The 24,759-nt window shown below is 70.4% G+C and carries 26 protein-coding genes; 13 read left to right on the top strand and 13 right to left on the bottom strand.

Annotation, left to right across the window (positions count from 1 at the left end; genetic code table 11):
- The first annotated feature begins 14 nt into the window (after positions 1-14).
- Positions 15-1,376, top strand: a complete 1,362-nt coding sequence (locus tag KF837_17705; GenBank protein ID MBX3229159.1) for a sigma 54-interacting transcriptional regulator — start codon at positions 15-17, stop codon at positions 1,374-1,376.
- Between the two features lie 174 nt (positions 1,377-1,550).
- Entirely contained in the window at positions 1,551-2,360 is an 810-nt protein-coding gene (locus KF837_17700) for a hypothetical protein (protein ID MBX3229158.1), read from the top strand.
- On the opposite strand, the gene KF837_17695 is transcribed toward KF837_17700, so the two are convergent.
- On the bottom strand, positions 2,335-3,909 hold the full coding sequence (locus KF837_17695) for a XylR N-terminal domain-containing protein (protein MBX3229157.1): 1,575 nt from the start codon (positions 3,907-3,909) through the stop codon (positions 2,335-2,337). The genes KF837_17700 and KF837_17695 overlap by 26 nt on opposite strands.
- Before the next feature lie 32 nt (positions 3,910-3,941).
- On the opposite strand from KF837_17695, the gene KF837_17690 reads away from it, so the two are divergent.
- Both KF837_17690 and KF837_17685 read left to right on the top strand, forming a co-directional pair.
- Complete coding sequence (locus KF837_17690) at positions 3,942-4,280, top strand: hypothetical protein (GenBank protein ID MBX3229156.1); 339 nt, start codon at positions 3,942-3,944, stop codon at positions 4,278-4,280.
- Positions 4,281-4,319: 39 nt separating this feature from the next.
- Positions 4,320-5,708 carry a chloride channel protein gene (locus tag KF837_17685; GenBank protein ID MBX3229155.1) on the top strand — a complete coding sequence of 463 codons (1,389 nt, stop codon included), beginning with the start codon at positions 4,320-4,322 and terminating at the stop codon, positions 5,706-5,708.
- Between the two features lie 5 nt (positions 5,709-5,713).
- Here KF837_17685 and KF837_17680 read toward each other — a convergent pair whose 3' ends face one another.
- Both KF837_17680 and KF837_17675 read right to left on the bottom strand, forming a co-directional pair.
- Positions 5,714-7,678: a sigma 54-interacting transcriptional regulator gene (locus tag KF837_17680; protein MBX3229154.1), complete on the bottom strand. Its 1,965-nt coding sequence runs from the start codon at positions 7,676-7,678 to the stop codon at positions 5,714-5,716.
- On the bottom strand, positions 7,675-9,378 hold the full coding sequence (locus tag KF837_17675; GenBank protein ID MBX3229153.1) for a hypothetical protein: 1,704 nt from the start codon (positions 9,376-9,378) through the stop codon (positions 7,675-7,677). Before KF837_17675 ends, KF837_17680 begins: the two co-directional genes overlap by 4 nt.
- A gap of 346 nt (positions 9,379-9,724) precedes the next feature.
- Between KF837_17675 and KF837_17670 the strand changes: the two genes are divergently transcribed.
- From KF837_17670 to KF837_17660, 3 genes are all read left to right on the top strand, one after another.
- Complete coding sequence (locus KF837_17670; GenBank protein ID MBX3229152.1) at positions 9,725-10,366, top strand: hypothetical protein; 642 nt, start codon at positions 9,725-9,727, stop codon at positions 10,364-10,366.
- Entirely contained in the window at positions 10,363-12,180 is a 1,818-nt protein-coding gene (locus tag KF837_17665) for a hypothetical protein (GenBank protein MBX3229151.1), read from the top strand. The genes KF837_17670 and KF837_17665 overlap by 4 nt, the downstream gene beginning before the upstream one ends.
- Before the next feature lie 186 nt (positions 12,181-12,366).
- Complete coding sequence (locus tag KF837_17660; GenBank protein ID MBX3229150.1) at positions 12,367-13,413, top strand: hypothetical protein; 1,047 nt, start codon at positions 12,367-12,369, stop codon at positions 13,411-13,413.
- Here the strand turns inward: KF837_17660 and KF837_17655 are convergent.
- From KF837_17655 to KF837_17645, 3 genes are read right to left on the bottom strand one after another with little or no spacing between them, the layout of a single operon-like run.
- Complete coding sequence (locus KF837_17655) at positions 13,410-14,588, bottom strand: FAD-binding oxidoreductase (protein ID MBX3229149.1); 1,179 nt, start codon at positions 14,586-14,588, stop codon at positions 13,410-13,412. The genes KF837_17660 and KF837_17655 overlap by 4 nt on opposite strands.
- A complete protein-coding gene (locus KF837_17650; protein MBX3229148.1) occupies positions 14,585-15,403 on the bottom strand; it encodes a 3'(2'),5'-bisphosphate nucleotidase CysQ in 819 nt (272 codons plus the stop codon). Before KF837_17650 ends, KF837_17655 begins: the two co-directional genes overlap by 4 nt.
- Positions 15,400-16,344, bottom strand: coding sequence for an aldo/keto reductase (locus KF837_17645; GenBank protein ID MBX3229147.1), 945 nt, complete (start codon positions 16,342-16,344; stop codon positions 15,400-15,402). The genes KF837_17650 and KF837_17645 overlap by 4 nt, the downstream gene beginning before the upstream one ends.
- Before the next feature lie 70 nt (positions 16,345-16,414).
- Between KF837_17645 and KF837_17640 the strand changes: the two genes are divergently transcribed.
- Positions 16,415-17,497 (top strand): ester cyclase, encoded by a 1,083-nt coding sequence (locus KF837_17640; protein ID MBX3229146.1) that lies wholly within the window; start codon positions 16,415-16,417, stop codon positions 17,495-17,497.
- A gap of 11 nt (positions 17,498-17,508) precedes the next feature.
- On the opposite strand, the gene KF837_17635 is transcribed toward KF837_17640, so the two are convergent.
- On the bottom strand, positions 17,509-19,620 hold the full coding sequence (locus KF837_17635; GenBank protein ID MBX3229145.1) for a hypothetical protein: 2,112 nt from the start codon (positions 19,618-19,620) through the stop codon (positions 17,509-17,511).
- 34 nt (positions 19,621-19,654) lie between these two features.
- Between KF837_17635 and KF837_17630 the strand changes: the two genes are divergently transcribed.
- Positions 19,655-20,287 carry a tRNA (guanine-N7)-methyltransferase gene (locus tag KF837_17630; protein MBX3229144.1) on the top strand — a complete coding sequence of 211 codons (633 nt, stop codon included), beginning with the start codon at positions 19,655-19,657 and terminating at the stop codon, positions 20,285-20,287.
- Here the strand turns inward: KF837_17630 and KF837_17625 are convergent.
- On the bottom strand, positions 20,247-20,483 hold the full coding sequence (locus KF837_17625; protein ID MBX3229143.1) for a hypothetical protein: 237 nt from the start codon (positions 20,481-20,483) through the stop codon (positions 20,247-20,249). The genes KF837_17630 and KF837_17625 overlap by 41 nt on opposite strands.
- 5 nt (positions 20,484-20,488) lie before the next feature.
- Positions 20,489-20,659 carry a hypothetical protein gene (locus KF837_17620; protein ID MBX3229142.1) on the bottom strand — a complete coding sequence of 57 codons (171 nt, stop codon included), beginning with the start codon at positions 20,657-20,659 and terminating at the stop codon, positions 20,489-20,491.
- Positions 20,660-20,886: 227 nt separating this feature from the next.
- Here KF837_17620 and KF837_17615 point away from each other — a divergent pair, with 227 nt between their 5' ends.
- Genes KF837_17615 through KF837_17605 form a run of 3 tightly spaced genes read left to right on the top strand, consistent with a single transcriptional unit; the run spans position 20,887 to position 22,176 of the window.
- Complete coding sequence (locus KF837_17615; GenBank protein MBX3229141.1) at positions 20,887-21,051, top strand: DUF1328 domain-containing protein; 165 nt, start codon at positions 20,887-20,889, stop codon at positions 21,049-21,051.
- Positions 21,052-21,056: 5 nt separating this feature from the next.
- On the top strand, positions 21,057-21,650 hold the full coding sequence (locus KF837_17610) for a hypothetical protein (protein MBX3229140.1): 594 nt from the start codon (positions 21,057-21,059) through the stop codon (positions 21,648-21,650).
- A 10-nt stretch (positions 21,651-21,660) separates the two neighbouring features.
- Positions 21,661-22,176 (top strand): hypothetical protein, encoded by a 516-nt coding sequence (locus KF837_17605; GenBank protein MBX3229139.1) that lies wholly within the window; start codon positions 21,661-21,663, stop codon positions 22,174-22,176.
- On the opposite strand, the gene KF837_17600 is transcribed toward KF837_17605, so the two are convergent.
- The 3 genes from KF837_17600 to KF837_17590 are packed head-to-tail and all read right to left on the bottom strand — an operon-like array spanning position 22,140 to position 23,580.
- Positions 22,140-22,373 (bottom strand): addiction module protein, encoded by a 234-nt coding sequence (locus KF837_17600; protein ID MBX3229138.1) that lies wholly within the window; start codon positions 22,371-22,373, stop codon positions 22,140-22,142. The genes KF837_17605 and KF837_17600 overlap by 37 nt on opposite strands.
- A 34-nt stretch (positions 22,374-22,407) precedes the next feature.
- Positions 22,408-23,373 (bottom strand): YihY/virulence factor BrkB family protein, encoded by a 966-nt coding sequence (locus tag KF837_17595; protein MBX3229137.1) that lies wholly within the window; start codon positions 23,371-23,373, stop codon positions 22,408-22,410.
- 3 nt (positions 23,374-23,376) lie between these two features.
- Positions 23,377-23,580 (bottom strand): hypothetical protein, encoded by a 204-nt coding sequence (locus KF837_17590; protein ID MBX3229136.1) that lies wholly within the window; start codon positions 23,578-23,580, stop codon positions 23,377-23,379.
- A 44-nt stretch (positions 23,581-23,624) separates the two neighbouring features.
- On the opposite strand from KF837_17590, the gene KF837_17585 reads away from it, so the two are divergent.
- A complete protein-coding gene (locus KF837_17585) occupies positions 23,625-24,359 on the top strand; it encodes an endonuclease/exonuclease/phosphatase family protein (protein MBX3229135.1) in 735 nt (244 codons plus the stop codon).
- Between the two features lie 4 nt (positions 24,360-24,363).
- Here the strand turns inward: KF837_17585 and KF837_17580 are convergent, their stop codons facing one another.
- Positions 24,364-24,756 (bottom strand): hypothetical protein, encoded by a 393-nt coding sequence (locus KF837_17580; GenBank protein ID MBX3229134.1) that lies wholly within the window; start codon positions 24,754-24,756, stop codon positions 24,364-24,366.
- Positions 24,757-24,759: the final 3 nt, after the last annotated feature.

Here is a 24,759-nt window from a genome sequence, read left to right as displayed (position 1 = left end):
TCCTCGACGTGGTCATGGAGAGCGACGACGCGGGGCTCTCGCTCGTCCGCTACATCCGCGAGCAGCTCGGGAACGCGCGCGTCCGCGTCGTCCTCCGCACCGGGCAGCCGGGGCAGGCGCCCGAGTCGGCGGTCATTCGTCATTACGACATCAGCGACTACCGGACGAAGACGGAGCTCACGTCGACGCGGCTCTTCACGACCGTGATCGCGGCGCTCCGCACGTACCAGCAGCTCGAGGAGCTCGAGCGGCTCTACGCCGAGCAGAAGGTGGCATACGAGGAGATCGCGCGCCTCAAGTCCGCGCTCGAACATGAGCGCGACTACCTCCGCGAAGAGGTGAAGGAGGCGGGCGGCAGCGAGCTGCTCGGCGAGAGCGCCGCGTTCCAGACGATGCAGCAGCAGCTCATCGCGGTCGCGCGCACCGACGCGACCGTGCTCGTCGAGGGCGAGTCCGGCGTCGGCAAGGAGCTCGTCGCGCGCGCGATCCACGAGCAGAGCGGGCGCGCGTCGGCCCCGCTCGTGAAGGTCAACTGCGCGAGCGTGCCGCGTGAGCTCTTCGAGAGCGAGTTCTTCGGCCACGTGAAGGGCTCGTTCACCGGCGCGCATCGCGATCGGGTCGGCCGCTTCCAGCTCGCCGACGGCGGGACGCTCTTCCTCGACGAGGTCGGAGAGATCCCGCTCGAGCTGCAGAGCAAGCTATTGCGCGCGCTGCAGGAGCGCGAGGTCGAGCGCGTCGGCGACACGCGCTCGCAGAAGGTCGACGTCCGCGTCATCGCGGCGACGAACCGCGACCTCAAGGCGGCGGTGCAGGCCGGCACCTTCCGCGCGGACCTCTATTACCGGCTCAGCGTGTTCCCGATCGCGGTGCCGCCGCTCCGCGATCGCCGCTCGGACGTCGTCCCGCTCTTCGAGCATTTCCTCTCGCGCGCGTGCCACAAGCTCGGACGCCGCTTCACGCGCCTGTCGCCGGAGAACGTGCGCCTCGTCGAGAGCTACCCGTGGCCCGGGAACGTGCGCGAGCTGCAGAACGTCGTCGAGCGCGCGGCGATCCTCGCCGTCGACGGCGTGCTCCGCCTCGACACCGTGCTGCCGGAGCTCGCCGCCGCGGACGCGCTCGCGCCGGAGGCGACCTCGTCGGTGCCGGCGGAGCCCTCGCCGAACGGCCTCTTCCCCGCGCGCGGTTTCTTCACCGCCGAGGAGCTGCGCGCGCTCGAGCGCAAGAACCTCGAGGCGGTGCTCGAGAAGGCCGACGGCCGCGTGGCGGGGGAGGGCGGCGCGGCCGATCTCCTGGGGGTGAAGCCGTCGACGCTCTCGTACCAGATCAAGAGCTTCGGCCTCGGCAAGAAGCCCGCGCCGGCCGCAGCTGGTTCGTGAAAGACCACCCAGGCGCGGTGCGCGCATCGGGCAATTCGAGACGTTTCGGCCTCACGCCGCTGCACCGACGGCGGACGACGACGCCCTCGGCGGACGCGCGATCCGCGCTCGGAAGATCGATGCGCCCTGCACGGATTCCGCGATCGCGGCACGGACGGTGCTCCAAGGTAGGGCGTGCGCCTCCTCGTCTCTCTCGCCGTGGGTCTCGCGATCTCCACCGTCAGCGTCGCCGCCTCGGCCTACGGCGACGGAGCGACCGGCTACAGCGGCAAGCAGGGCCAGACCTGCACCGGCTGCCACGGCGGGAACGCGGCGAAGCCGACGGTGACGATCACGGGACCGGACACGCTCGCGGCCGGCGCGACCGGCGACTACACGCTGACGGTCACGACCAACCTCACGCGCGCCGCCGCGAACATCGCCGCCACCGACGGCGCGACGCTCGTCCCGGGGACGGGCCTGCAGGAGGGCGGCGGCGAGCTCACGCACACGAACGGGCGGCCGACCGCGGGCGGCAGGTACGCGTTCACGTTCAAGGTCACCGCGCCGGCGACGGGCGGTCCGCTCAAGCTCTTCGCCGCCGGCATGGGCTCGAACGGCACCGGCACCGCGGGCGACGGCACCACGCTCTCGACGAAGGACGTCACCGTCACCGGCGGCGCTCCGGCCCCCGCTCCGCCGGCGGACCCCGCGCCTTCGCAGGCGGGCGAGGACGACGACGACGCGGCCGCGACGCCGGCGCCGACGAACACGCAGTCGACGACGAGCGACGGCACGGAGAAGCCGTCGAAGAAAAAGAAGAAGAAGAAGGTGGTCGAGGAGGAGGAAGAGGAGGACGAGGACGACTACGACCGCGCGGATCCGTACGCGGGTCGCGGTGGCTGCTCGTCGACGCGCGGCTCCTTCGACGCCTCGGGCGCGACGGCGGCGGCGATGGTGCTCTTCGCGTTCGGTCTCGTCAGGCGCCGTCGCTCGCCGCGCTGACCGGGAACGTCACGACGAAGCGGGTCCCGCGATCGGGCGCGCTCGTGAGCGTGATGCGTCCGCGGAGGACGTCGGCGACGAGCGACTGCACGATGTGGAGGCCGAGGCCGGTGCCGCCCGTGCGCCGCGTCGTGAAGAACGGCGCGAACGCCTGCGCCCGCACCGCCTCGGTCATGCCGCGCCCTTCGTCGGCGTAGGTCAGCTCGAGCTGGCCCTCGGAGAGCCGCGCGATGCGGAGGTGGACCGGGAGCGCGGCGCCGTCGTCGCGCGACGCGTGCACCGCCGAGTTCGTGATGAAGTTCGTCACGATCTGAGCGAGCACGCCGGGGAACGTCAGGCACGAGAGGTCGCCCTCCGTCGCGACGTCGAGCGCGAGGTTCCCCTTCCGCACGATCGGCTGGAGGCTCTTCAGCGTGTGGCGGACGTAGTCGCCGACGTCGATCGCGCGCCGCTCCTCCGTCGCGTGATCGACCGAGACGCGCTTGAACTTCGCGATCTCGGTCGCGGCGCGCTCGAGGTTCGCGCTCACCATCGCTCCGGCCTGACCGGAGCGCTCGAAGAACGCGCGGAGATCGCCCTTCGTCAGCTCGCCGGCGTCGAACCGAGCCCGGAGCGACGTAAGCTCCTCCGCGAGGACGCCGCTCGCGGTGACGGCGACGCCGAGCGGGGTGTTCACCTCGTGCGCGACGCCGGAGACGAGGAGGCCCACCGTCGCGAGGCGCTCGCGGCGGACGAGCTCCTCCTCCACGTGCTTGCGCTCGAAGTACGTCGGGATGCCGAAGCCCTTCGACGCGAGGCTCTCGTGCTCGGTGCCGAAGTGCTCGCGCACGCGCTCGGCGACCTTGTGCGGCGGCGCCATCACGAACGCGCAGCTCGCGTCGCCGCGCGCCTTGCAGGTCGCCTCCAGCGTGGTGAGGTCGACGCCGAAGCTCTCCTTGCACCAGCCCGAGGAGTAGCCCGCGTTCATGATGCAGACGGGGCCCTCGGACCTCCGCCCCGCGCGCACGAACGCGGCCGCCTCGAAGGAGTAGGTGTGCTCGAAGACGAGGCAGTAGTCCTCGTCCGGCGACGGGTTGCTCCGCGGGTCGATCTCGACCGACGCCCAGCCCGCGTAGGCGAAGCGCACCGGGCCGGCGGAGAGCTTCGCGATCGGGTCCTTCGCCCCGAGCTGGGCGTGGACGACGCGCGCATCATGCACGCCGATCGTGTGCGCGATGTCGAAGAGGAACCCGCGCGCGATGGCGAGGGCCTCGCGCTCGCCGCGGTCGGCGTAGAGCTGCACGAGCGTGTCGAGGAAGTCGATCGCGAACGCGGACGCGCGGACCATCAGGTACCGCTCGTCGCCGACCGCGATGTGCGCGCGGGCGGGATCGATCTCGATGCGTCCGAAGAGCTCGCGGATCGCGCGCTCGGCCTCGGCGAAGAGCGGCGTCAGCCCCGGCGGCGTCGCGACGGTGGGTCCGCTCGGCACGAAGACGCCGCGCCGGAGGCGGAGGTTCTCGGCTTCGAGCTCGGCGATTCGCGCGTGAAGGCGTGCGGTCTCGTCCACGTGCGCAGGGTATCGCGTATGATCGCGATCCGATGCTCTGGTACTTGCTGCTCCACGAAGAGATGCGCGCGTGGGAGCAGCGCATCGGGTACTGGGGCGCGCGCTGCCAGACGTGTCACGTCGACTGCTGGCAGCTCACGTTCCGGATCTGGCGGACGAAGGGGACCGGCATGGCGCCGGCGACGCCGTACTCGTTCCCGGTCTACGGCGAGTGCTGGCAGGTGCGCTGCGGACAATGCGGCGTCGGCGCGATGGTCGGGCACCCGCAGCAGTGGGTGCCGCCGCTCGGCGGCACGTTCGTCTACGAGAACCACCACCCGACCCTCGCCGCCCCGCAGTACCTGCAGCTCGCGTTCCCGTACTTTCGCTGAGCGACCTCGGCACACGCGTGCGCTACCGTGGGGCGAGCCATGGGTAGCAATCACTTCGAGAAGCTGGACGAGGAAGGTCGCGCGCTTCACGACTCCTGGGATCACATCGCGCGCGTCGTCGTGCTCGTGACGCTCCTCGCCGGCGTGGTGTGGGGAGCGTGCACCGCGCTCCGGCAGCTCGTTCACGCCGTCCTCGCGCCGCTGATGCACGCGTCCGAGGAGGGCACGCTCGCCGGCGCCGCGACGCTCGTGGTCGCGCTCGTCGCCGGCGCGCTCGTGCGCGGCCTGCTCATGCGACGCGAGGAATGGCGCGCCGTCGCCGGCGACGGGATGGAGACCGCGCTCGCGAACTATCACGTCACCTACGAGTACGAGGGCGACGACCCGCAACCTCGCTACGAGCGTCCAGCCTTCGTCCTCGCCGCGCGCAAGTTCCTCGCGACGTTCCTGACGCTCGGCTCGGGCGCGTCCGGCGGGCTGGAGGCGCCGCTCGTGATGGTGTCCGAGTCCATCTCCGCCGGCTTCGCGCGCGTCTTCCGGATCCGCTCCGAGTACGAGCTCCGGACGTACCAGCTCGCCGGGATCTCCGCCGCGGTCGCCACCCTCCTCGGCGCGCCGTTCACGGGGGCGCTCTTCGCGACCGAGGTCGCCTACGGCGATCGCATCATCTATCGCAAGCTCGCGTACGCGCTGTGGGCGGGCGTCGTGTGCTGGTGGCTCAACAACTGGCTGAAGGGACGCTACGAGCCGCTCTTCATCGGGCCGACGCACTCGCCGACGTACTCGGCGGGGGAGCTGGGAGCGTCTGCGCTCGTGGCGGTCGCGGTCTCCGTCCCGGTGGCGCTCGGCTTCGGCATGACGATGGCGCGACTGCAGGCGCTCGTCGGCCGGCTCCGCCCCGCGTGGCACGCCGTCGTGTGCGCGGTCGCCGCCGGCGCGATCGCGCTCGTGCTCTTCAAGGTGGCGGGGCTCGCCCCGAAGCACATCCTCGGCATCGGCGAGGAGACGCTCGCGGACATCCTCCTCGACAAGGAGGAGCTCGGCGCCTGGTGGCTCGTCGCGCTCATCCTCCTCGGCAAAGTCGTCACGACGGGGCTCACGATGGTCGGGCGCGGCTCCGCCGGGATGTTGATCCCGTCGATGTTCCTCGGCGGCGTCGCCGGCGCGCTCGTCGCGAAGCTCTTGAACCTCCTCGGCGGGCCACACCTCGATCCGGCGCTCTTCGCCGTCGTCGGCATCGGCTCGTCGCTCGTCGCCGTCGTCGGCGTGCCGCTCGCCGCGATCGCGCTGGTCTTCGAGGTGTTCGGCAAGGCGTTCGGTCCGCCCGCGATCGTCGCGTGCGGCGTGACGTACCTCGTTACGCTTCGGATCAAGATCTACAAGCACCAGCGCAGCTCGCCGGCGCCGCTCGCGGACGAGAGCGGCTGAAACGGTCAGAGCCCGAACGAGCGGAGCTTCTTGTGGAGGCCTTCGCGCGTGATGCCGAGGGACTTCGCGGCGGCGGTCTTGTTGTTGCCGTGCTCGCGGAGGGCCTCGATCAGGAGCCAGCGCTCGACCTGGTCCATCATCTCCTTGAGCGTGCCCTTGGTCGGGCGTACGCGCTCGATCATGCCCTCGACCTGGCGCACGCGCGGCGAGAGCATCTCCGGCGTGACGAAGCCGCCGGGGTCGACCTGGATGACGAGGCGCTGGATCTCGTTCTGCAGCTCGCGCACGTTGCCGGGCCAGTCGTAGCCCTGGAGGAGCTCCATCGCCTGCTGCGAGAACCCGCCCGAGGGCTTGCCGAACTCGTGCGAGAAGCGGGTGAGGAAGTGCGTCGCGATGAGCGGGATGTCCTCGCGGCGCTCGCGGAGCGGCGGCACGCGGAGGGGGAAGACCTTGAGCCGGTAGTAGAGGTCCTCGCGGAAGCGGCCCTCGGCGACCTCCTTCTCGAGGTTCCGGTTCGTCGCGGCGACGATGCGGACGTTGACCTTCTTCTCCTGCGTCGCGCCGATGGGGCGGATCTCTCCTTCTTGCAGGACGCGAAGGAGCTTCGACTGGAGCGAGAGCGGCATCTCCGTCACCTCGTCGAGGAAGAGCGTGCCGCCGTCGGCGACCTCGAAGAGGCCGCGCTTGTCCTCGTGCGCGCCGGTGAACGCGCCCTTCTTGTGGCCGAAGAGCTCGCTCTCGAGGAGCGTCTCCGGCATCGCGGCGCAGTTCTGCCCGACGAAGAGGCGATCGCGCCGGTTCGAGCGGTAGTGCACGCTCGCCGCGACGAGCTCCTTGCCCGCGCCGGTCTCGCCCTCGATGAGGACGGTGACGCGCGTGTTCACGACCTTCTCGAGCTGCCCGAGGAGGTGCTTCATCGGCGAGCTGTTGCCGATGATCTCGGGCGCGCCGTCCTTCTTCGCGCCGGTGCGCCGCTCTTGCTCCTTGCCCTTGAGGAAGGCGTTCTCCTTCTTGAGCCGGTCCTCGGCCGCGCGGAGGCGCTTCGCGACGCGCGCGTTCGCGACCGCGAGCGAGGCGTTCTGCGCGAGCACCGCCATGATGTCGAGGTCGCTCGCGGTGAGGACGCCGGCGTCGCGGTTGTCGACCTGGATGACGCCGAGGATCTCCTCGCCCTTCCAGAGCGGGATGCCGAGCGTGGAGCGGATCTGCGCGCCCATGAGCGACTCGCTCTGCCCGACGTCGCGCGGGGCGTCGGCCGCGACGACGGCGGCGCGCTCGCTCACGACCTTGCGGAAGACGGAGCGCGTGATCGGGATCGCCTGCGAGGGCGGGGCCTCCTGGCCGCGCACGCGCGTCATCACCGGGACGTAGCCGGAAGCGCTCGCGGCCGCCTTCGCCGAGACCGGGGTGTGCTCCTCGTCGTCGTCGCGCAGGATGATCGTGACGTGGGTGGCGAGCGGGACGAGGGTGAAGCTCGACTCGCAGATCGCGACGAGCACCTCGGAGAGGTCCTGCGCGCCGCCGATGCGCTTGAGCACGTCGTAGAGGACGCGGAGCCGGCTCTCGTCCTTCTCGAGGATCGTCGCGCGCGGGACGAGCTCCTCGATCTTCTTCAGCGCGAAGACCTTCGCCGTGTCGGCCTCCTCGCGGAGCGAGACGGTGATGTGGACGACGCGGTCCTGCGAGCCGAGCTCGATGACGTCCTCGTCCTCGAGCGGGGCCTCGCGGTTGTTCGTGTCGTCGAGGGCGATGCGCTCGCCGCGGCGGAGGATGGCGGTGCCGTTGGTGGAGCGCTGATCGACGAGGACGTACTGCGCCCCGGCGAACACGACCTTCGCGTGCTCGCTCGAGACGTGGCTGTCTCCGAGGACGAGGTCGTTCCCCTCGGCCCGACCGATGCGCACGACGTCCGTCGTCGGCTCGACGAGCGTGCCCTCGGTCTGCCCGCGAGTGACCTCGAGCCGGATCACGGCACCTTCGAACGCAGCTTGAGCGCGATGCGGTACATCTCGTCGGTGCCGGGGACCTTCGCCTTCGAGTCGGTCTCGACGATCTTGTCGAGCTTGTCGGCGGCGGCGGGGTCGCCCTGCGGCGAGAGGATGTCGATCGCCTCGATCATGTAGAGGCGGACGTCACCGTCCTTCACCTTCTCGAGGCGCTCGAGGAGCTTCGCCTTCGTGTCGGGGCCCTTGTTCATCGTCGCCATCCACACCGCCTTGATGTGGCCGTACTTCGACGAGAGCGGCGACGACGGGACCGGCGTGTCGAGGACGGAGAGGTAGCAGGCGTCGTCCTTCTTGCACTTGTCGAGGATCGCGCTCGCGCTCTTGAACATCTCCTTCTCCGACGCGGGCCCGGAGATCTTGTTGACCGCGTCGTTGACCATCTTGGTCTGCTCGGCCGTCATCAGCTTGATCGCCGCGGGCAGCGCGGAGCGGGGCATCTCGTCGGCCGCCATGCCCTTCGCGTTCGTGTACTCCTTCACGATCCAGTCGGTCAGCGAGGAGTCGAAGAACAGCGCCGCCGCGCCGACGAGGATCGCGTGGCCGTTCCCGCCGCCCATCGCCGCGATCGGCACGTCGGCGGGGACCTTCGTGTACGAGTCCTTGTAGGCGTTGATGACCTTCGCGTCGGCGGGCCAGTAGGTGAGGTACGACGTGAGGGCGACGCGGTTCTGCGGGGTGAGCTTCGTGTCGGCGAGCTGCTCGATGATCGCGGCGAGGCCGCTCGGGCGGCCGATGTACGCGATCGGCTCGGCGATGAGCGGGAGGTAGCTGCGCTCCGGGTAGGCCTCGGCGAGCTTCTGGTAGTCGCCCTCGCCCTTGAGCGCCTTGATCAGCTCGGGCTCCGCCTCCTTCGCCATTTTGTGGAGCGCGTTGCGGACCGGGAACTTGAGCTCCGCCTTCGTCGGCGTCATGAGCGCCTTCACGAGGGGGCCGACCGCGCCGGTGAACTTCAGCTCGCCGAGGAGCTGCGCGGCCGTCTGCTGCCAGAAGATGATGTAGTCCTTCGAGATGTCGGGCGTGACCGGCGTCGGGATCGGCGTCGAGAGGAGGGCGACGGCCTTCGGACCCCACGTCGGGTGCTTGACGGTCTTCACCGCCATCTGGAGGTCGAGGTAGAGGTTCGACGATTTCGCCTGCGACAGCTTGAACTTGGAGAAGCAGTCCCAGAGCGCGTCGATGAGCCCCTGGTCGGTCAGCTTGTTCTGGGTGGAGAGGCGCGCGGTGCCCTGCGCCGCGAATTTCACGTCTTCGTCGTTCTTGCCTGGCTCGTAGTCCTTGAAGGCCTTCGCGAACGCGGGCGTCCCGCGCGGATCGCCCATGTCGGCGATCAGCTTCATGACGTCCTTCCGCGTCTTCTCGTCGAGCTGCTGCGTCGTGTAGACCTTCGTGAGGGGCTCGGCGGCGTCGTCGATGATGCCCTTGACCTTCGGGTCTTCGCGGTTGCTGTTCGCGGAGCTCATCGCTCCGTTGAACATCTCGTCGAGGCGCTTGATCGCGGCGCCGCGCTGGGCGGCGTCGTCGAGGCGTTTCACCCATGTCTTCGGATCGTTCTCGTCGTCGCAGGCGACCATGCAGCTCGCTGCGACGGCGACCGGCAATCCCACGCGGCAGGCGTGCGAGAGGAGCGACAGCGACATCGACAGCGCGGCGTTACGCATCTTCATGGCGAGCTCTCCCGTGCCCCGCGACTCGTTTGGGGCCAGACTGGTCCTGTCCCCACGCGTACGTGGGGCCCCGTTTTTCCGAGAAAGCGACGGTAATCGCCCGCTTCGGAAGGTGTCAACATTCGTTCTCACCTCAGCCGGCCGGCTGGTAGCGTTGACCGCCGTGGGCCGCCGGATCGCCACCCTCCTTATTTGCGCCGCCGCGGCCTGTTCGTCCTTCGACGCGACGGACGGCACCCCACCCGACGGCGGCCCGGGCGGGGCTTCGACCAGCTCGACTTCGTCTTCGTCATCCTCGTCGAGCGGGACCTTGGACGGGGACGTCGACGCTGCGAGCTGCGGACCCGTGTGTCCTCCCGACGGCTACTGCGACGACTTCGAACGGAGGGATCTTCCCGGAGGCAAGTGGACCGCGACCGAATCGCTCAGCGCGAAGTTCATGATCGAGGCGAAGCGGCGCAGCGACGAGCCGGTGATGTGCGGTAGGCGCCTCACGATCGCGATCGGGACACCGAAGAACAAGGAATACGTCCGCTTCCTCACGCACACGTTCGCTTATCCGAACGGCACCACCACGATGTCGCTCTCGTTCGACGTCTTCTATGACATCGCCGCGACCGACGCCGCGACCGACTTCGGCCTCTTCGCCGCCGTCTCGTTGGAGCGCTTCGGCTTCGACACGCGCCACATCGCGCTCGGCTTCGACGGCACGTCGGGCTGGCTGCGGCTTCACCAGGGCAACGGGGACGCGGCGGCGGACGAGGTCCAGAAGCTGCCGCTCAATCCGAGGTTCGTGCATCGCGTGGAGCTGACGCTGGCGAAAGAGGGCGGCTACTCCGCCCAGGTCGACGGCAAGGGAGAGGTCACCGGCCACGTCTCCACGGGGTTCGACGCGCCGCTCCACGTGGCGGTCGGGCTCGCGAGCCCAAGACAGACCGAGGTGTCGACGTCCGTGTGGATGGACAACGTGGTGATCGCGTGGCGGTGACCTCGAGGCGCGCGCTCGTAGCCCTCGGGCTCGTCGCTGCTTGTGGGGTCGACGTCGCGGCGCTCCCGCCTCCGGGCGACGGCGACGCGAGCGCGCCCGAGCCGAAAGAGTCGTCTTCAGCTTCTTCATCGTCCTCCACGTCTTCCTCGTCCGGCGGTGGTGTCGACGCGGCGGCGGACGGGCGGGCGCCCGAGATCGTCGAGCCGGCGGAGGTCGCGGGGGTCGACGTCGTCACGCTCGTGAAGACGGGGGAGGGGCGACGGCCGATCTCGCCGCTCATCTACGGCATCAACGGCGGGGCGGCGGACGAGCATCCCGTGGCGGTGATGGCGGGGGTGTCCTTCGTGCGGCGCGGCGGCGATCGGTCGAACGCGTACAACTGGGAGACGAACGTCTCGAACGGCTCCCACTACAACGGGTTCGTCAGCGACATGTACCTGACCGAGGGCCTCGCGCAGCCGAACGCGCCGGGCGCGGTCGACCTCGAGCTCATCGCGAAGAACCGCGCGGCGGGGCGCGCGACGATGGTGCCGTTCGTCCTCAACGACTACGTCTCCGCTTCGCTCGGCGGCGTCCCCTACGACCAGCCCGCGTTCGATCGCGAGGACTACTTCGAGCGGCTCTCGCTCGTGAAGCCGACCGCCTTCGCCGACACGCCGGACCTGAACGACGGCAAGGTCTACACCGACGAGCACCTCGACTTCCTCCGCCGGAAGATCGGCGCGCCGATCTTCGACCCGGGACCCACGCAGGTCATGGTCGGCACCGACAACGAGCCCGATCTGTTCGGCTACAACTTCCCGATGCTGCAGCTCGGCAGCGGCGTCCCGCTCTACGCCGACAACGGCGCGCTGCTCGGGCGACAGCTCACCGGCGCGGAGTTCACCGCGCGCTACCTCGTGTTCGCGACGCGCGTGAAGGAGCTCGCGCCGAACGCGATGATCGTCGGCCCCGACCACTACCACTTCGACGGCTGGACGACCTGGTACGACTCGATGCCGGAGCACAGCGGGCTCGGCACCTGGTACATGGACGAGTACCTCGCCGCGGTGAAGGCCGCGAGCGACGCCGCGGGCAAGCGCCTCCTCGATACCTGGGACTTTCACTGGTACCCGCAGCGCATCATCCGCGGGAAGTTCGTGTGGGAGCTCGATCACGGCGACCGCGCGCTCGACGCGACCGAGCTCGAGGCGATCCTGCAGGGACCGCGGAGCTACTGGGATCCGACGTGGGACGAGCAGTCGTGGATCACGCGCGATCACCTCTTCGGCGGCGCGGACATCCTCACCCGTCTCTTCGCGCGCCTCGAGAAGGGGTACCCCGGCACGAAGCTCGGCGTGACGGAGTACTTCCCCGGTGGGTGCCGTCACGTCGCGAGCGGCCTCGCGGTCGCGGACACGCTCGGCGTCTTCGCGCGCATGGACGTGCACGTCGCGGCGATGTGGCCGGCGTGCGCCGACATGACCGCCCCGTTCGGCGGGCTCCAGCTCATGCGCAACGCCGACGGCAAGGGCGCGCGCTTCGGCGACACGAACGTCGCGGTCGAGCACCCGGAGCGGGCGGAGAGCTCCGTCTTCGCGGCGGAGGGCGACGGCAAGCGCGTCACGGTCGTCGTCGTGAACAAGACCAACGCGCCGCGTCGCTTCGGCATTCGTCTCTTCGGCGCCGAGCGACTCGCCCGCGTCACCACCTACCGCATCGACGCGACCCACGCGTCGCCGCACCCCGCCGGCACGAGCGACCTCACGCTCACGAACGCGTACACGTACGAAGCTCCGGCGTTGAGCGCCTCGCACCTCGTATTCACGCGCTGACCGCGGGTGACCTCGTCGCAAAGTACGGCGGCCGCGACGTGAACTGCGCTCCACGTCGGCGCGGAGCGCACGGGCGCGGCGCCTCGCGACGGGCGGTGTCGATCTTGCTGCAGTCTGCACGTGCATCGAAGAGGGGCGTTGTTGGCCGTGGTGCTCGCAGGGTGTGCGTGGTCGTCGCGGGCGCCGGTGGATCTGAACCGAGTCGAGACGCGGGCCGTGCACTTCGGGCTCGCGAGCCCGCGCAGCGCGATCTGTCCGGGGGAGCCGGTCGGCCTCCATGTGCTCCTCGACGTGGTCGATCCCGGCGACGACGGACCGCCGCGACGTCTCGTCCCGCATCGCGTCGACCTCGACGACGCGATCTTCGACCTGCGGCAGCTGCACGTCTCGAGCCCGAACGGGACCTTCGACGCCGACGGCGTCTTCCATCCGAGCGCCGACGTCCTCGCCACGGCGCAGAGCGGCTTCGTCATCTTCGCGCGCCCGCCGAGCGGGCCTGCGTTCTCCGTCCGCTATCCGCCGAGCTACGAGTGCCGCCGCGCGATCGGCGGGGCGGGGCGCGCCGGCATCGCGGGCAACGCGGGCGACCACGCGCTCTACGGCGACCTGCCCGAGCCCAACTCCAAGGAGCCGCTCCCCTCGCGCGCCGCGCCGGGGCGCACCGGCGGCGCCGGCGGCGCGGGCGGAGACGGGCCCCGCATGACCGTGTATGTTACATGGGTTCGGACGCCCGACTACACGAAGCTCCTCGCGGCGCGCGCGACGGGCGACGTCGATACGCTCACGCTCTCCGCGCCCGGAACGCCGCTCGACGTCGTCGCGCGCGGCGGGGACGGCGGCGCCGGCGGTCGCGGCGGCGACGGCGCGCCCGGCGTCGACGACTTCGAGCCCGGCGGACCGGGCGGCACGGGCGGTCGCGGCGGACAGGGGGGACGCGGCGGCGACGTCGAGGTCGTGCTCGACGAGCGCTTCGACGAGCTCGATCGTCATGTCGTGATCGACGTCCGCGGCGGCGAGGGCGGCGAAGGAGGCGCCGGCGGCAGCGGCGGCCGCTCGTACGTCGGCCAGAGCGCGAACCGCCGCGGCGTCGGCTTCGCCGAGCGCGACGGCGTCCTCGTCGCCCCCGGACCCTACGGCGCGAAGGGGACCGCGGGCGAGGACGGCAACGCGCGGATCACGCGCAGCGACGTCTCGGCGCGCTTCAAGGGGCTTGGCCCCGTCGTGCCGCTTTAGCCGATGATCATCGACTCCTCGAGGAGCTTGCCCTCCTTGAAGCGGCGGAGGTTCCAGCGCGCGAAGAGGGCCTGGTCCTCCTCGTCGTCCTGCTCGCCCGCGATGTGCTCCGCGATCTTCTTGCCCATGATCGGCGCCATCATGAAGCCGTGGCCCATGAAGCCGGAGGCCTGGAAGAAATTCTCCACCTCGTCGACCGCGCCGACGATCGGGTTCGCGTCCGGCGTCAGGTCGTAGCAGCCGGACCACTGGCGCAGCACCTTCACCTTGCCGAGGATCGGGCACGTCGCGACGAGCGCCTTCGCGTAGAGGCCGAGGAACGCGAACGAGCTGTCGTGGTTCACGCCCGGCGGCACGCGCTCCTGCCCGATGCCGCCGACGATCTCGCCGCGCGTCGATTGGCTGAAATAGAGGCCGTTCGCGAGGTCGGCGACGAGCGGCTTCAGCCACGGCTTGAGCGGCTCGGTCGAGCAGATCTCGTGGCGATGCGGCTTGTTCGGGAGCTCGACCCCGAGCATCCGCGCGATCTCCGGCGACCACGCTCCGCACGCGTTCACGACCTTGTTCGTCTTGATCCGGAACGGCTTGTCGTTCGTCCCGACCCTCTTGATGCGGACGCCCTCGATGCGCGCGCCGCGCGTGTCGAAGCCCACCACCTCCGTGAACGTCGCGAGGAGGGCGCCGCGCTTCATCGCCGCCTGCGCGAAGCCCCACACGAACGGCCACGGGAACACGACGCCGTCGTCGGGGTTGTAGCTCGCGGCGACGATGCCCTCCCCCGACAGCTCCGGCACGATCTTCCGCGCCTCCTTCGGCGAGAGCATCCGCGTGTCGAGCCCGAGCTTGCGCTGGAGCTCGCTCGAACGCTCGAGCGCCTTCGTCCGCTTCTGATCGCGCGCGAGGAAGAGGTAGCCGCCCTGTCGGAGCCAGACGTTGATCTTGAACTCGCTCGCGAAGTCCTGGCACATGCGGATGCTCTCCTGCATGAGCCGCACGTTCGCTTCGCTCGACCACTGCGCGCGGATGCCGCCGCCGTTCCGCCCGCTCGCGCCGCCGCAGAGGTAGCTCTTGTCGACGACGACGACGTCCTCGATCCCGAGCCGCGCGAGGTGGTACGCGATCGACAGGCCCATGATGCCTGCGCCGATCACGACGACCTCCGCGCGGTTCTTCATGTCCCGTTGAACCGCTCGACGGCTTCGGCGTGGAGGATCGGGTTCCCCGCCACCGTGCCCTCGTTCTGCGCGTAGGGGCCGCGGTAGTCGAAGACGCGGCCGCGCGCGTCGGTGTACACGCCGCCGGCCGCGCGCACGATCGCGTCCGGCGCGCACGCGTCCCAGAGCTTCACCGGGCCGCCCGACGGATGCGCGTAGAGCTCGATCGCGCCGGTCGCGACGCGCACCGCCTTGATGCCGGCGCCGCCGAGCGGGCAGAGCTCCGCGAGGCCGAGCCGCGCGAGCTTCTCCTCCACCGCCTCGGTGCGATGGGAGCGCGATACCGCGCAGCGCGCGCGCGCGAGGTCCGTCACGTCCGAGACGTGGACGCGCTCGCGCGCGCCGCCCGCGATGCGGAAGGCGCCGATCCCCTCCGCCGCCGCGAACACCTCGCCGAAGGCGCAGCAGTCGACGACGCCGACGGTGGGCACCCCCGCCTCCGCGAAGCCGAGCATGACCGCGAACTCGCCGTTCTTCGCGATGAACTCGCGCGTGCCGTCGACGGGGTCGACGAAGATCGCGCACGGCGCGGCGCCGAAGCCCGCGTACGTCTCGGGCGCGCTCTCCTCCGCGACGAGCGGCACGCCCGGGAAGTCGCGCGCGAGGTGCTCGAGGAGGAGCGCGTTCGCTTCTTTGTCCGCGCGCGTGACGGGATCGTTCGGGCCCTTGAGCTCCACGCCCGGATCGGACTCGGCGTAGATCTTCATGACGACCTCGGCCGCCGCGGCCGCCGCCTTCACGAGCTTCTCCATCACGTCCGCGCGATCGACGCTCATGTGTGGATCCCGATCTTGTCGAGCGCGCGCGGGAGCTGGCGCAGGTCGTCGTCGAGGAGGTAGCGCGGGCCCGCGCCGGTCTCGCGCACGAGCTGCTCGAGCTGCTCCTTCGTGCGCGGTCCGAGCACCGCCGCCGAGACGAAGTGGTTCGCGAGCACGAAGCGCACCGCCGCGCCGCGCATCGTGTGGACGTCGCCCTTCACGAGGAAGCGCACCGCGTCGAGGTCGTCGATCCGCTTCTCGAGCTCGAGCCGCGTCCAGCGCTCCGCGCGGTGGTCGCCCTCCTCGAAGCGCCGGTCCTTCGCCCACATGCCGTGGAGGAGCCCGTGCCCGAGGACCGAGCGCGCGAGGACCCCCGCGCCGGCGATCATGATGTCGCCCTGGAGGCGATGGAGATCGATCGGGTGGAGCAGGTTGTACGCGAGCTCGATCACCTCCGCGCCCTTGTCGATCGCGGCGCGCGCGACGTCCTCGTCACCGGCCGCGACGCCCCAGTGCTGGATCTTCCCCTCCTTCTTCAGCGTCTGCATCACCTCGACCGCCTCGCCGTTCCAGAGCGTCTCGGGGGTCGGGTTGTGGAGGAGGTAGACCTGGAGCGCGTCCTTGTCGATGCGCTTGAGCGAGCGCTCGACCGCGCCGCGGAGGTGCTCCGCGGAGAAGTTCTTGCGCGCGGGCTCGGTCGTGCGATCGAGCCCGCCCTTCGTGACGATGACGACCTCGGGGTTCGCCTTCGCGATGCGGCCCGCGAGGCGCTCCATGCGTCCGGCGCCGTACGCGTCGGCGGTGTCGATCACGTCGAACCCGATCTCGATCGCGCGGCGAAGGACGATCTCCGCGTCGGCCTCCTCGACCTTGCCGTACGCGTCGCCGGAGAGGCCCCACGTCCCGATCGCCATCTCCGACACGACGAGACCGGTCTTGCCGAGAGGCCGTTTTCGCATCGGGCCCCTCTCTTATCACAGCGGGGAGCGGGCTTGACGTACGGCACGGAAGAGGTCTACGACCCGGCCCATGCGTAAGCTCTCGTTCGCCCTCGTGGCCGTTGGTTTTGCAGCTCTCAACGCGTGCGGTGAAGAGCAGCCGCCGCCGAAGGCGCCGGAGCCCCCGCCGCCGGCGACGACCGCGCCGCCGGTCGCCTCGGCTCCGCCGGCGGAGGCCGAGCCGCCGAAGAAGTCGCCGATGGAGCTGCAGCAGGCGACGATGCAGGGCTTCGGCGAGGCCTACATGGCGCGCGACGCGAAGAAGCTCGCGAGCCTCTACACCGACGGCGGCGTCCTCAAGGTCGCGGGCGCGCCGGCCGACGCGAGCGGTCGCGAGGCGATCGCGCAGAGCTACCAGAAGCTCTTCGAGGCGTTCCCCGACTACAAGGGCAACGCGAGCCGCGTCTGGATCAAGGGCGACACCGTCGCGGTCGAGTGGGCGTTCAACGCGACGCACAAGGGCGATCTCTGGGGCATCAAGGCGACGGAGAAGCCGGTCGGCTCGATGGGCATCGACCTCCTCTGGTTCACGCCCGAGGGCCAGATCAAGGAAGACCACACCTACTACGACGGCAACACGATCCTCTCGCAGGCCGGCATCTCGAAGCAGAAGGGCCGCCCGATCCCGGCGATCCCGACCAAGACCGAGACGATCGTCTCGAACAACGGTCCGGAGGAGGCGAAGAACATCGACGCGGTGAAGGCGCTCTCCGCCGCGCTCGAGGGCAAGAAGGAGGCGGACTTCCTCGCGCTCCTCGCCGACAACATCGAGTACGACGACTACACGCAGCCGCAGGGGATGAAGGGCAAGGCCGACGGCAAGAAGTTCTTCAAGGAGATGACGACGGGCTTCCCCGACGCGAAGCACACCGTCGAGAAGACGCTCGCGGTGAACGACTACGTCATCTCCGAGGAGACGATGACGGGCACGCACAAGGGCTCGTTCTTCGGCGTCCCCGCGACGAAGAAGCCCGTCACCGTGAAGCACCTCACGATCTTCCAGTTCAAGGACGGCAAGATGGTCCGCGGCTGGGCCTACTCGAACGGCGCCGACTTCGCGCAGCAGCTCGGCCTCGCGCCGAAGCCGGGCGCGGCCCCCGCCGCCAAGAAGTAGGCGCGGGCGCGCTACGGCGCGGCTTCTTCGCCGAACCAGTAGTGGAAGGCGGAGTACCAGCGCTCGCTCGTGACCTCGACGTTCACGGTGCCGCGGAGGTCGTCCGGGATCGCGACCGCGACCTCGGTCCACGGTCCGTCTTCGACCTTCGCGGTGCCGATCGTGCGGTCTTCGATCTTGAAGGTGAGGTCGGCGCCCTCGGCGGCGGACACGCGCGCGACGACGACGAGCTTGCCGCCGGGGGCGAGCGTGACGCGGAAGCGATCGTGGATCCGGCTCTTGCGGCCGCCGTCGACGACGACGGCGCCGTCGGGCGCGTTGCCCTCCTCGACCGATTGATCGCCCTCGCGCGCGAAGCCGAGGACCCAGCCGTGCTCCTTCTCGCTCTCGAGGTCGGCGACGTCGACCGCGTCGTCGATGCGCGCGAGCTTCGTCCACGGCGCCGAGCCGCTGTCGAGGTAGGTCCAGCGCGCCTCGTACACGCGCATCGTCTGGCCGCCGAGGATCGACGAGTCGGTGACGACGGCCTCGTGCAGCGACGGGCCGAGGACGGTCGGGCATTGCATCCATTCCGGGTATACGATGAAATGTGTGGGAAGCGATGAGGGCGCCGTCTTCTGCAGCCGCTCGTAGTGCTCGAAGCGCGAGCCTTGCCCCGCGACCCAGTAGCGGCCCTCCGTCGGCGTCGTGAGACCGACCACGTCGAAGGTCTTTTTGTCGGAGAAGTACGCGATCGCGCCGGTGTCGTTCACGCCGATGCGCGCGCCGTCCGGCAGCCCCGTCTTCGCCCAGCGGCCGAGCGCGACCTGCTGCCGATCGATGCCGCTCGCGGACTGGGCGACGTCGTCGATGACCCACTCGAGCCGCATCGCGAACATGCCGGCGAAGACGCCGGCGAGCAGCGTCGCGGTCGCGGGCGCCCACCGTCGATCGACGCGGAGCACGACGCTCGACGCCGCGTGCGCGAGGCAGGCGAGGCCGACGAACCACCCCGGCGCGAACGGCCAGAGGTAGCGGAGGCGGTTCCACAGGAACGTGACGTAGAAGCACGGCACGAACATCATGAACGCGAAGAGCAGCACGAGCGCGGCGCGCGCGACGCGACCGGTCGCGTGGCCGCGCCAGCCGAGCGCGACGAGGCCGAGGCACGCGACGGCGGCGCCGCCCTTCGGCAAGAACTCGGTGCTCCACACGTCGCCGTTCAGGATCTGGACGACGAGCACGCGCATGTTCCCGAACGCGGTCGGCCACAGCTCGTAGTAGGGGTTGCCGAAGAGGAGCTTCACCTGCGCGGTGCTCGTCGTCGCGGCGCCGGTGAGCACGAGGAGCAAGAGCTGCGGGAAGATCGCGGCGAGGACGAACACGAGCGCGGGCGTGCGACCACGCAGCTTCCAGAGCAGCTTCCTGAGGAGGGAGCTCCCTCTCGAGGGGCCCGGGGCGGCGAGCGCGTCTTCGCGCGAGCGACCCCGGCGGGAGAGCTCGAGAGGGCAGAGCCCTCTCGAACCTGAGAGCCCGACGATCGCGCCGAGCGCGAGCGAGGTGAGGGCTCCCTCCGGACGCATGAGCGGCAGCGCGAACGCGAGCGCGACGAGGACGCGGAGCGCGCGCGTCGTGCGGGCGTCTTCTTCTTCCGCCCACTCCGCGGCGCGCCGCGTGGCGAACGCGATGAGCCACGCGAACGGGACGACCTCCATCCCGCTGCCCGCGCCCCACACGAGGCCGCCGAAGCCGAGCGTCATCGCGGCCGCGCCGGCGGCGGGCCCGCGGCTCGTGAGCGGCAGCGCGAGGCGGTAGACCTCGTACGCGAGCGCGCCGAGGGCGGCGAAGGAGAGGAGCCAGGCCGGCCAGAGGATCGCCTCGCCGCGGAAGCCGACGAGGTAGAACGGCGAGAGGAGCGCGGGCCAGAGGAAGCTCGTCGCGCCGGTCGAGATCGGCTCTCCGGCCTGGAAGCGGAGGGGATGGCCCTCCGCGATCGCGCGCGCGTACTGGAAATGGATGTACGCGTCGTCGAGCGCGGCGCCGGGGTGGCCGAGCTTCGCGTAGACCGCGGCGATCGAGCGGTAGGCGAGGAACGAGGTGCCGAGCGCGAGCGGCGCGAGGCGAGCGACGCGGCGGCGGTCCATCGAGGAGCTTCGTTATATAGTGCCCCGCTCCGTCTTGAAGAAGCCTGGACCTTACGACCATGCGCCGCGCTTGCCCGAGGGTGAGACCGTGGACCTCCCCGCGCTCGTGAGCGGCGCCTGGATCGAGCTCGAGATCGGTCCCGGGCCGAAGGCGGGTTTCCTCGTCGAGCGCGCGCTCTCCGCGCCGGAGGCGGCGCTCGTCGGCCTCGAGATCCGCCGCAAGTGGGCGACGGTCGGCGACGAGCGCCTCGCGAAGCAGGGGCACGCGGCGCGCGCGCGCGTCTTCTGCGAGGACGCGCGGCACGCGCTCACGCGCCTCCGCCCCGACGCGTCGGTGCGGCGCGTGTTCCTCCACTTCCCCGATCCGTGGTGGAAGAAGCGGCACCAGAAGCGCCTCGTGATGGGGGACGACCTCGTCGTCGAGATCGTGCGCCTGCTCGAGGACGGCGGCGAGCTCTACATCCAGACCGACGTCGAGGAGCGCGCGGAGCTCTACGCCGGCGTCGTCGCGAAGAGCCCCGAGCTCGCGCCCGCCGGCGACGCCGCGGACGATCCGCGCATGAGCGACAACCCGTACGGCGCGCGGAGCCCGCGCGAGCACCGCGCGATCCTCGACACGCTGCCGGTCACGCGGATGCGGTGGACCCGGACTGCCCGTCCTCGGTGAGGACGAGCTCGATCGTGCTCTCCTCGGTCGCGGACGGCGGCGCGACCGCGTCAGGACGGAACATGCGCTCGTGGAGGAGCGCGCGCAGCGACTCGACCGCCTCGGCCGCGGTCTTGCCCTCGCCCGCGGCCTCGGCCTCGAGGCACTCGGCGAGGTAGCCGCGGCGATCTCGGATGAGGCGATACGAGAAGCGCATGACGGCTACTGCTGCGGGACGTTCGGGTCCGTCTGCGGCGTGACGGGGCGCTTCGGATCGCTGCCCTCGCCCGTCTGCAGCGGCTCGTGGATGGGCTGGTTCGGGATGTTCGGGTGAATCGGATGGGTCTTCGGGTCCGGATTCACCGGCTCCGGCTTCTTCTCGGGATTGTTCATGACCACTCCGGCTTGCATGGGGAGTGCCGCGCCGCACGTCCTGCGTCGCGCGAGGAAGCGGTGGCGAAGACACGCGCCTTCCTGCGTGCCTTTCTGCCTCGGATGAGGCCGCGGGGCCCGCGCAACTGCGGCGCGCGCGGCCGATTCGAGCGCGTCGGGACGGGCACGCTCCTCGCTACGTCCTCTTCGAACACCAAACGCATCAGGAACGTCGAAAGGAAATCGTCATGTTGTACTGGGCAGCCGTCTTCTTCGTCATCGCACTCGCCGCCGCCGTGCTCGGTTTCAGCGGCATCGCTGCCAGCGCCGCCGGGATCGCGAAGATCCTCTTCTTCGTCTTCCTCGTCCTGGGCGCGCTCTCGCTCGTCTTCGGTCGCCGCGTTCCGGCCTGATCCCGATGCTCCTCACGGCCGCGGTCACGAAGGAGGAGATCGGCGCGCTCGTCGGCGCGCTCACGCCGCTGGCGGTCGCGATCGACGCGCAGCGCGGGCGATCGATCGCGCTCGGCCGGCCGCGGCTCGAGCTCGTCCCCGACGCCGGGCTCCGGCTGCGCGGCGACGCCCGCGTGACGTGGGACGTCGCCGGCGTCGCGATCCCGGTCACGCTCGAGGCGTGGCAGCTCTTGCTCGTGCCGCGCGTCGTCACGCGCGAGCCGCGTCGCGTGCTCGCGCTCGAGCCGGTCATCGAGCGGCTGGACCTCAAGGGCGTCCCCGCCTTCGTCGACGGCAAGATCGCGCGCGCGATCGGCGGCGCGGTCGCGCAGCACCGCGAGAAGCTCGTGTGGAATTTCGCCGAGACCCTCTCGCGGCGGCTCGCGTTGCCGGCCCGCATCGGCGGCGGCACCTTCGCGCTCTCGGCGGTGGACGGCGCGGTGGCGGTGAGCGCAGAAGATGTAAAGCTCACGCTTCGCTTCGAGGCCGCGATCGCGCGCGATACGGCGCCGCGCTCGCGCCGCGCTCCGATCAGTGAAAGGCGCGCCGAGATCGGATAGATCGAGGTGCATGAGCTACGGACCGCCGACGGGGAATCAGCAGCAGCAGCAGCAAGAACCGGTCATCACGTGCATGGGCCGCGCTCTCGTCGCGTTCGACCGCGACACCGGCGCGGTCCGCTGGCACTTCGTCGCCGAGTCGGCGATCCAGCGTTTGTTCCGCGTCGGCGCGCGGGTGCTCGCCTCGTCGGGCGACGCGATCGTCTGCGTCGAGGTCGCGAACGGCCGCCACGTCGGCACGGTGCAGATCGGCTTCACGCCGGACGCGGGCCTCGTCTGCGGCACCGACCTCGTGCTCGTCGACGCGACGTCGTCGGGCACGGAGACGCCATGTGTCGTGTGCGTCTCCTCCGACGGCCAGATCAAGTGGCGCGGCACCACCGCGACCGGCGCCCAGCGCACCGACAGCGTCCTCCGCACCTACGGCCCCGACGGCACAAAGCGCTCCGAGATCGTCTACGCCAAGGCGGGCTACCGCGCGGGCATCCTCTACGGCGACGTCGTCGCGCAGCCGGATCGGTCGTAGCGGACGCCGCGCGCGATCAGGTACGAGCTCGTCGAGGCCGCCGCCCCGGATCGCGAGCCGAGGATCCGCGCTCGCGCCTCGGACCATGGGACGAACTTGCCTGCGTCCGTGTCATCGAGACGGCGGTCGAGCTCTTCCTTGTGCCACTCCGGCACTGGGGCCGTGTGAATGGCTGCCGCGAGCTCGGGGCGGGTCATGACGAAAAGGTAGCATGCGCTCGGCGATGAGCTCTTAGCTCTCGCGACGATCGCGGCTCGGCGCGAGGCCGCGTTGCAGCGCGCAGGGCTCCACCGCGCCGATCTTCTCGGCGTAGATGCGGGTCAGCTGGGCGCCGAGGAAGATGATCATGCTCGTCAGGTAGATCCACGTCGCGAGGCCGAGGACGCCGCCGGCGACGCCGTACGCCGAGTAGTTGGTGATGTGCGCGAGGTACGTCGCGAAGACCTCCTTCAGCGCGCTCAGGAACACGGTCGTGAGGAGCGCGCCCGGGAGCACGAGGCGCATCGGCGGGCGCGTGCGGGGGATGAAGTGGAACGCGAGCGTGAACACGAACGTGAGGAGCACGATCGACGTCGCGGACTCCGTCGTCTTCATGATCGCGGGCCAGAGCGGGCCGCCGCCGCCGAGCACGTCGTTCGTCTGCGCCGTGATGAACGAGAGCACCGAGCTCGCGACGAGCGAGACCAGCACCGTGAGGCCGAGGCCCGCGACGATCGCGAAGCTCGCGAGTCGCTCCTGCACGAAGACGCGCACGGTCCCCTTCAGCCCCTCCGCCTTCCGGTCCGCCACGCACCAGATGCGGTTCAGCGCTGCGTCGACCTCCGTGAAGGCGCCGCTCGCGCCGAAGAAGAGCGTGACCACGCCGACGACGGCGGAGATGCCGCGCGCGCTCCCGCTCTCCTGCATCGCGGTGAGCGTCTTCGCCACGACGTCGCGCACCGGGTTGCCCGGCGCCGCGATCGCGTCGAGGAGCTCGTCGCGCGTCGCGGCCGAGTCGCCGACGAGGAAGCCGACGATGGTGATCGAGAGCAGGAGGAGCGGGAAGATCGAGAACGTCGCGTAGTACGAGAACGCCGCGCCGAGCCGGAACCCCTCGTTGTCCGAGAACCGCTCGAACGTGTCGCTGAAGAGCTCGACCAGGAACGCGACGCGGTTCCGGAGACCCTTCTTCTCGTACGAGGCGACGGCGGTCGTCATGGCCTACTTCCCGCCGCGCTTCCCGAGCTCCTCTGCTTCGCGGAGCTCCTTGCCCTCGCTCCCCTCGAGCGCCGTCTTCGCCTCCTTGCCGAGCTCCTCGGACTTGCCCTCCTTCACCGACTTCTCGAGGCCCTCGCGGTAGCGGCGGCTCGCGTCGTAGTTGCCCTCGCCGCCCTGATCGCCCTGGTTTTCCTGTTTCTGCGCCATGATGACTCTTTTCCTTTCGCGGGATTGGTTGCAATGCTCGTTCCGTGTCTCGACTCCGGGTCATGACGTACAACGTCCACCGCTGCGTCGGCCGCGGCGGGCGCGACTCGACCGCGGACATCACCGCCGTCATCGGCGAAGCGGCGCCCGACGTCGTCGCCCTGCAAGAGCTCGACGCGCCGGAGACGGACGACGACGACGGCGCGCACCACGCCCGCGACATCGCGCGCGGCCTCGGGATGACGCTCCTCTTCTGTCGCACGTTCCGGCGCGGCGTCGGCTTTTATGGCCACGCGCTCCTCTCCCGCTCGCCGCTCGCCCTCGTGCGCGTCACGACGTTCCCCGCAGAGAGCCCTGTCGCCGAGCCGCGCGGCGCGATCTGGGCGAAGACCACGATCGGCCCGCACACGCTCGACGTCGTGAGCACCCACCTCGGCGTGTCGCGGCGCGAGCGCGACCAGCAATCGCGCGAGCTCCTCGGCGAGAGCTGGCTCGGCAGCTCCGAGATGGGGCCGCTCCGCATCCTCTGCGGGGACCTCAACGCCGTGCAACATGCACGCACCTACCGCCGCTTCGCCGCGCGGATGACCGACGTCCAGCGCGCGCTGCGCGGGCACGACCCGGTGCCGACGTTCCCGGCCGCGTTCCCGGTGCTGCGGATCGATCACGTCTTCGTGACCCCCGGCATCCAGGTGCGCGCCGTGACGCGGGCGCACGACGCGAGGGCGCGCCGCGCGTCCGATCACCTGCCGCTCATCGTCGACCTCGAGCTCGCGTGACGGCTTACACGGAGGACGTGGCTGGTTCCTCGACGTCCTCGGCGTCCAGCTTGTCGCCGACGTTCTTGATCAGCTCCTGACCGATCGTCACGAGCTGCGTGCGCACCGTCTCGCTGAGGAGAGCGCCCGCGACGCCGAGCGCGATCATGCGCGTCAGCTTCGAGCCGATGAGGATGCCGACGCCGAGGCCGACCGCGCCGGCCGCGACCGGCACGATGTAGGGGCGCTCGTGGATCGCCATCTCGGCGCGGTCGCGGAGGTCCTCGACGAGGTCGCGCGCCTCGGCGACGCGCTCCGACAGCGCGGTGCCGACGTGCTGCACCTCCTCTTCGATCGCCTCCATGCCGCCCTTGGTCTTCGTCGTTCCGTTCTTCTGCGAGGTCGTCGTCGTATCCATCGA

The organism is Labilithrix sp. (assembly GCA_019637155.1).
Lineage (GTDB): Bacteria > Myxococcota_A > Polyangia > Polyangiales > Polyangiaceae > Labilithrix.
The sequence above is the reverse complement of the archived record's forward strand: the minus strand, read 5'-3'. Positions and strand labels throughout refer to the sequence as shown.

Bases quoted from the DNA above. Each gene is read 5' to 3' on its own strand.
- KF837_17705 (MBX3229159.1), top strand. From the start codon at position 15: ATGGAGAGCGACGACGCGGGGCTCTCGCTCGTCCGCTACATCCGCGAG.
- KF837_17690 (MBX3229156.1), top strand. From the start codon at position 3,942: ATGCTCTGGTACTTGCTGCTCCACGAAGAGATGCGCGCGTGGGAGCAG.
- KF837_17685 (MBX3229155.1), top strand. From the start codon at position 4,320: ATGGGTAGCAATCACTTCGAGAAGCTGGACGAGGAAGGTCGCGCGCTT.
- KF837_17675 (MBX3229153.1), bottom strand. From the start codon at position 9,378: ATGAAGATGCGTAACGCCGCGCTGTCGATGTCGCTGTCGCTCCTCTCG.
- KF837_17655 (MBX3229149.1), bottom strand. From the start codon at position 14,588: ATGAAGAACCGCGCGGAGGTCGTCGTGATCGGCGCAGGCATCATGGGC.
- KF837_17650 (MBX3229148.1), bottom strand. From the start codon at position 15,403: ATGAGCGTCGATCGCGCGGACGTGATGGAGAAGCTCGTGAAGGCGGCG.
- KF837_17645 (MBX3229147.1), bottom strand. From the start codon at position 16,344: ATGCGAAAACGGCCTCTCGGCAAGACCGGTCTCGTCGTGTCGGAGATG.
- KF837_17640 (MBX3229146.1), top strand. From the start codon at position 16,415: ATGCGTAAGCTCTCGTTCGCCCTCGTGGCCGTTGGTTTTGCAGCTCTC.
- KF837_17635 (MBX3229145.1), bottom strand. From the start codon at position 19,620: ATGGACCGCCGCCGCGTCGCTCGCCTCGCGCCGCTCGCGCTCGGCACC.
- KF837_17625 (MBX3229143.1), bottom strand. From the start codon at position 20,483: ATGCGCTTCTCGTATCGCCTCATCCGAGATCGCCGCGGCTACCTCGCC.
- KF837_17620 (MBX3229142.1), bottom strand. From the start codon at position 20,659: ATGAACAATCCCGAGAAGAAGCCGGAGCCGGTGAATCCGGACCCGAAG.
- KF837_17615 (MBX3229141.1), top strand. From the start codon at position 20,887: ATGTTGTACTGGGCAGCCGTCTTCTTCGTCATCGCACTCGCCGCCGCC.
- KF837_17610 (MBX3229140.1), top strand. From the start codon at position 21,057: ATGCTCCTCACGGCCGCGGTCACGAAGGAGGAGATCGGCGCGCTCGTC.
- KF837_17605 (MBX3229139.1), top strand. From the start codon at position 21,661: ATGAGCTACGGACCGCCGACGGGGAATCAGCAGCAGCAGCAGCAAGAA.
- KF837_17600 (MBX3229138.1), bottom strand. From the start codon at position 22,373: ATGACCCGCCCCGAGCTCGCGGCAGCCATTCACACGGCCCCAGTGCCG.
- KF837_17595 (MBX3229137.1), bottom strand. From the start codon at position 23,373: ATGACGACCGCCGTCGCCTCGTACGAGAAGAAGGGTCTCCGGAACCGC.
- KF837_17590 (MBX3229136.1), bottom strand. From the start codon at position 23,580: ATGGCGCAGAAACAGGAAAACCAGGGCGATCAGGGCGGCGAGGGCAAC.
- KF837_17580 (MBX3229134.1), bottom strand. From the start codon at position 24,756: ATGGATACGACGACGACCTCGCAGAAGAACGGAACGACGAAGACCAAG.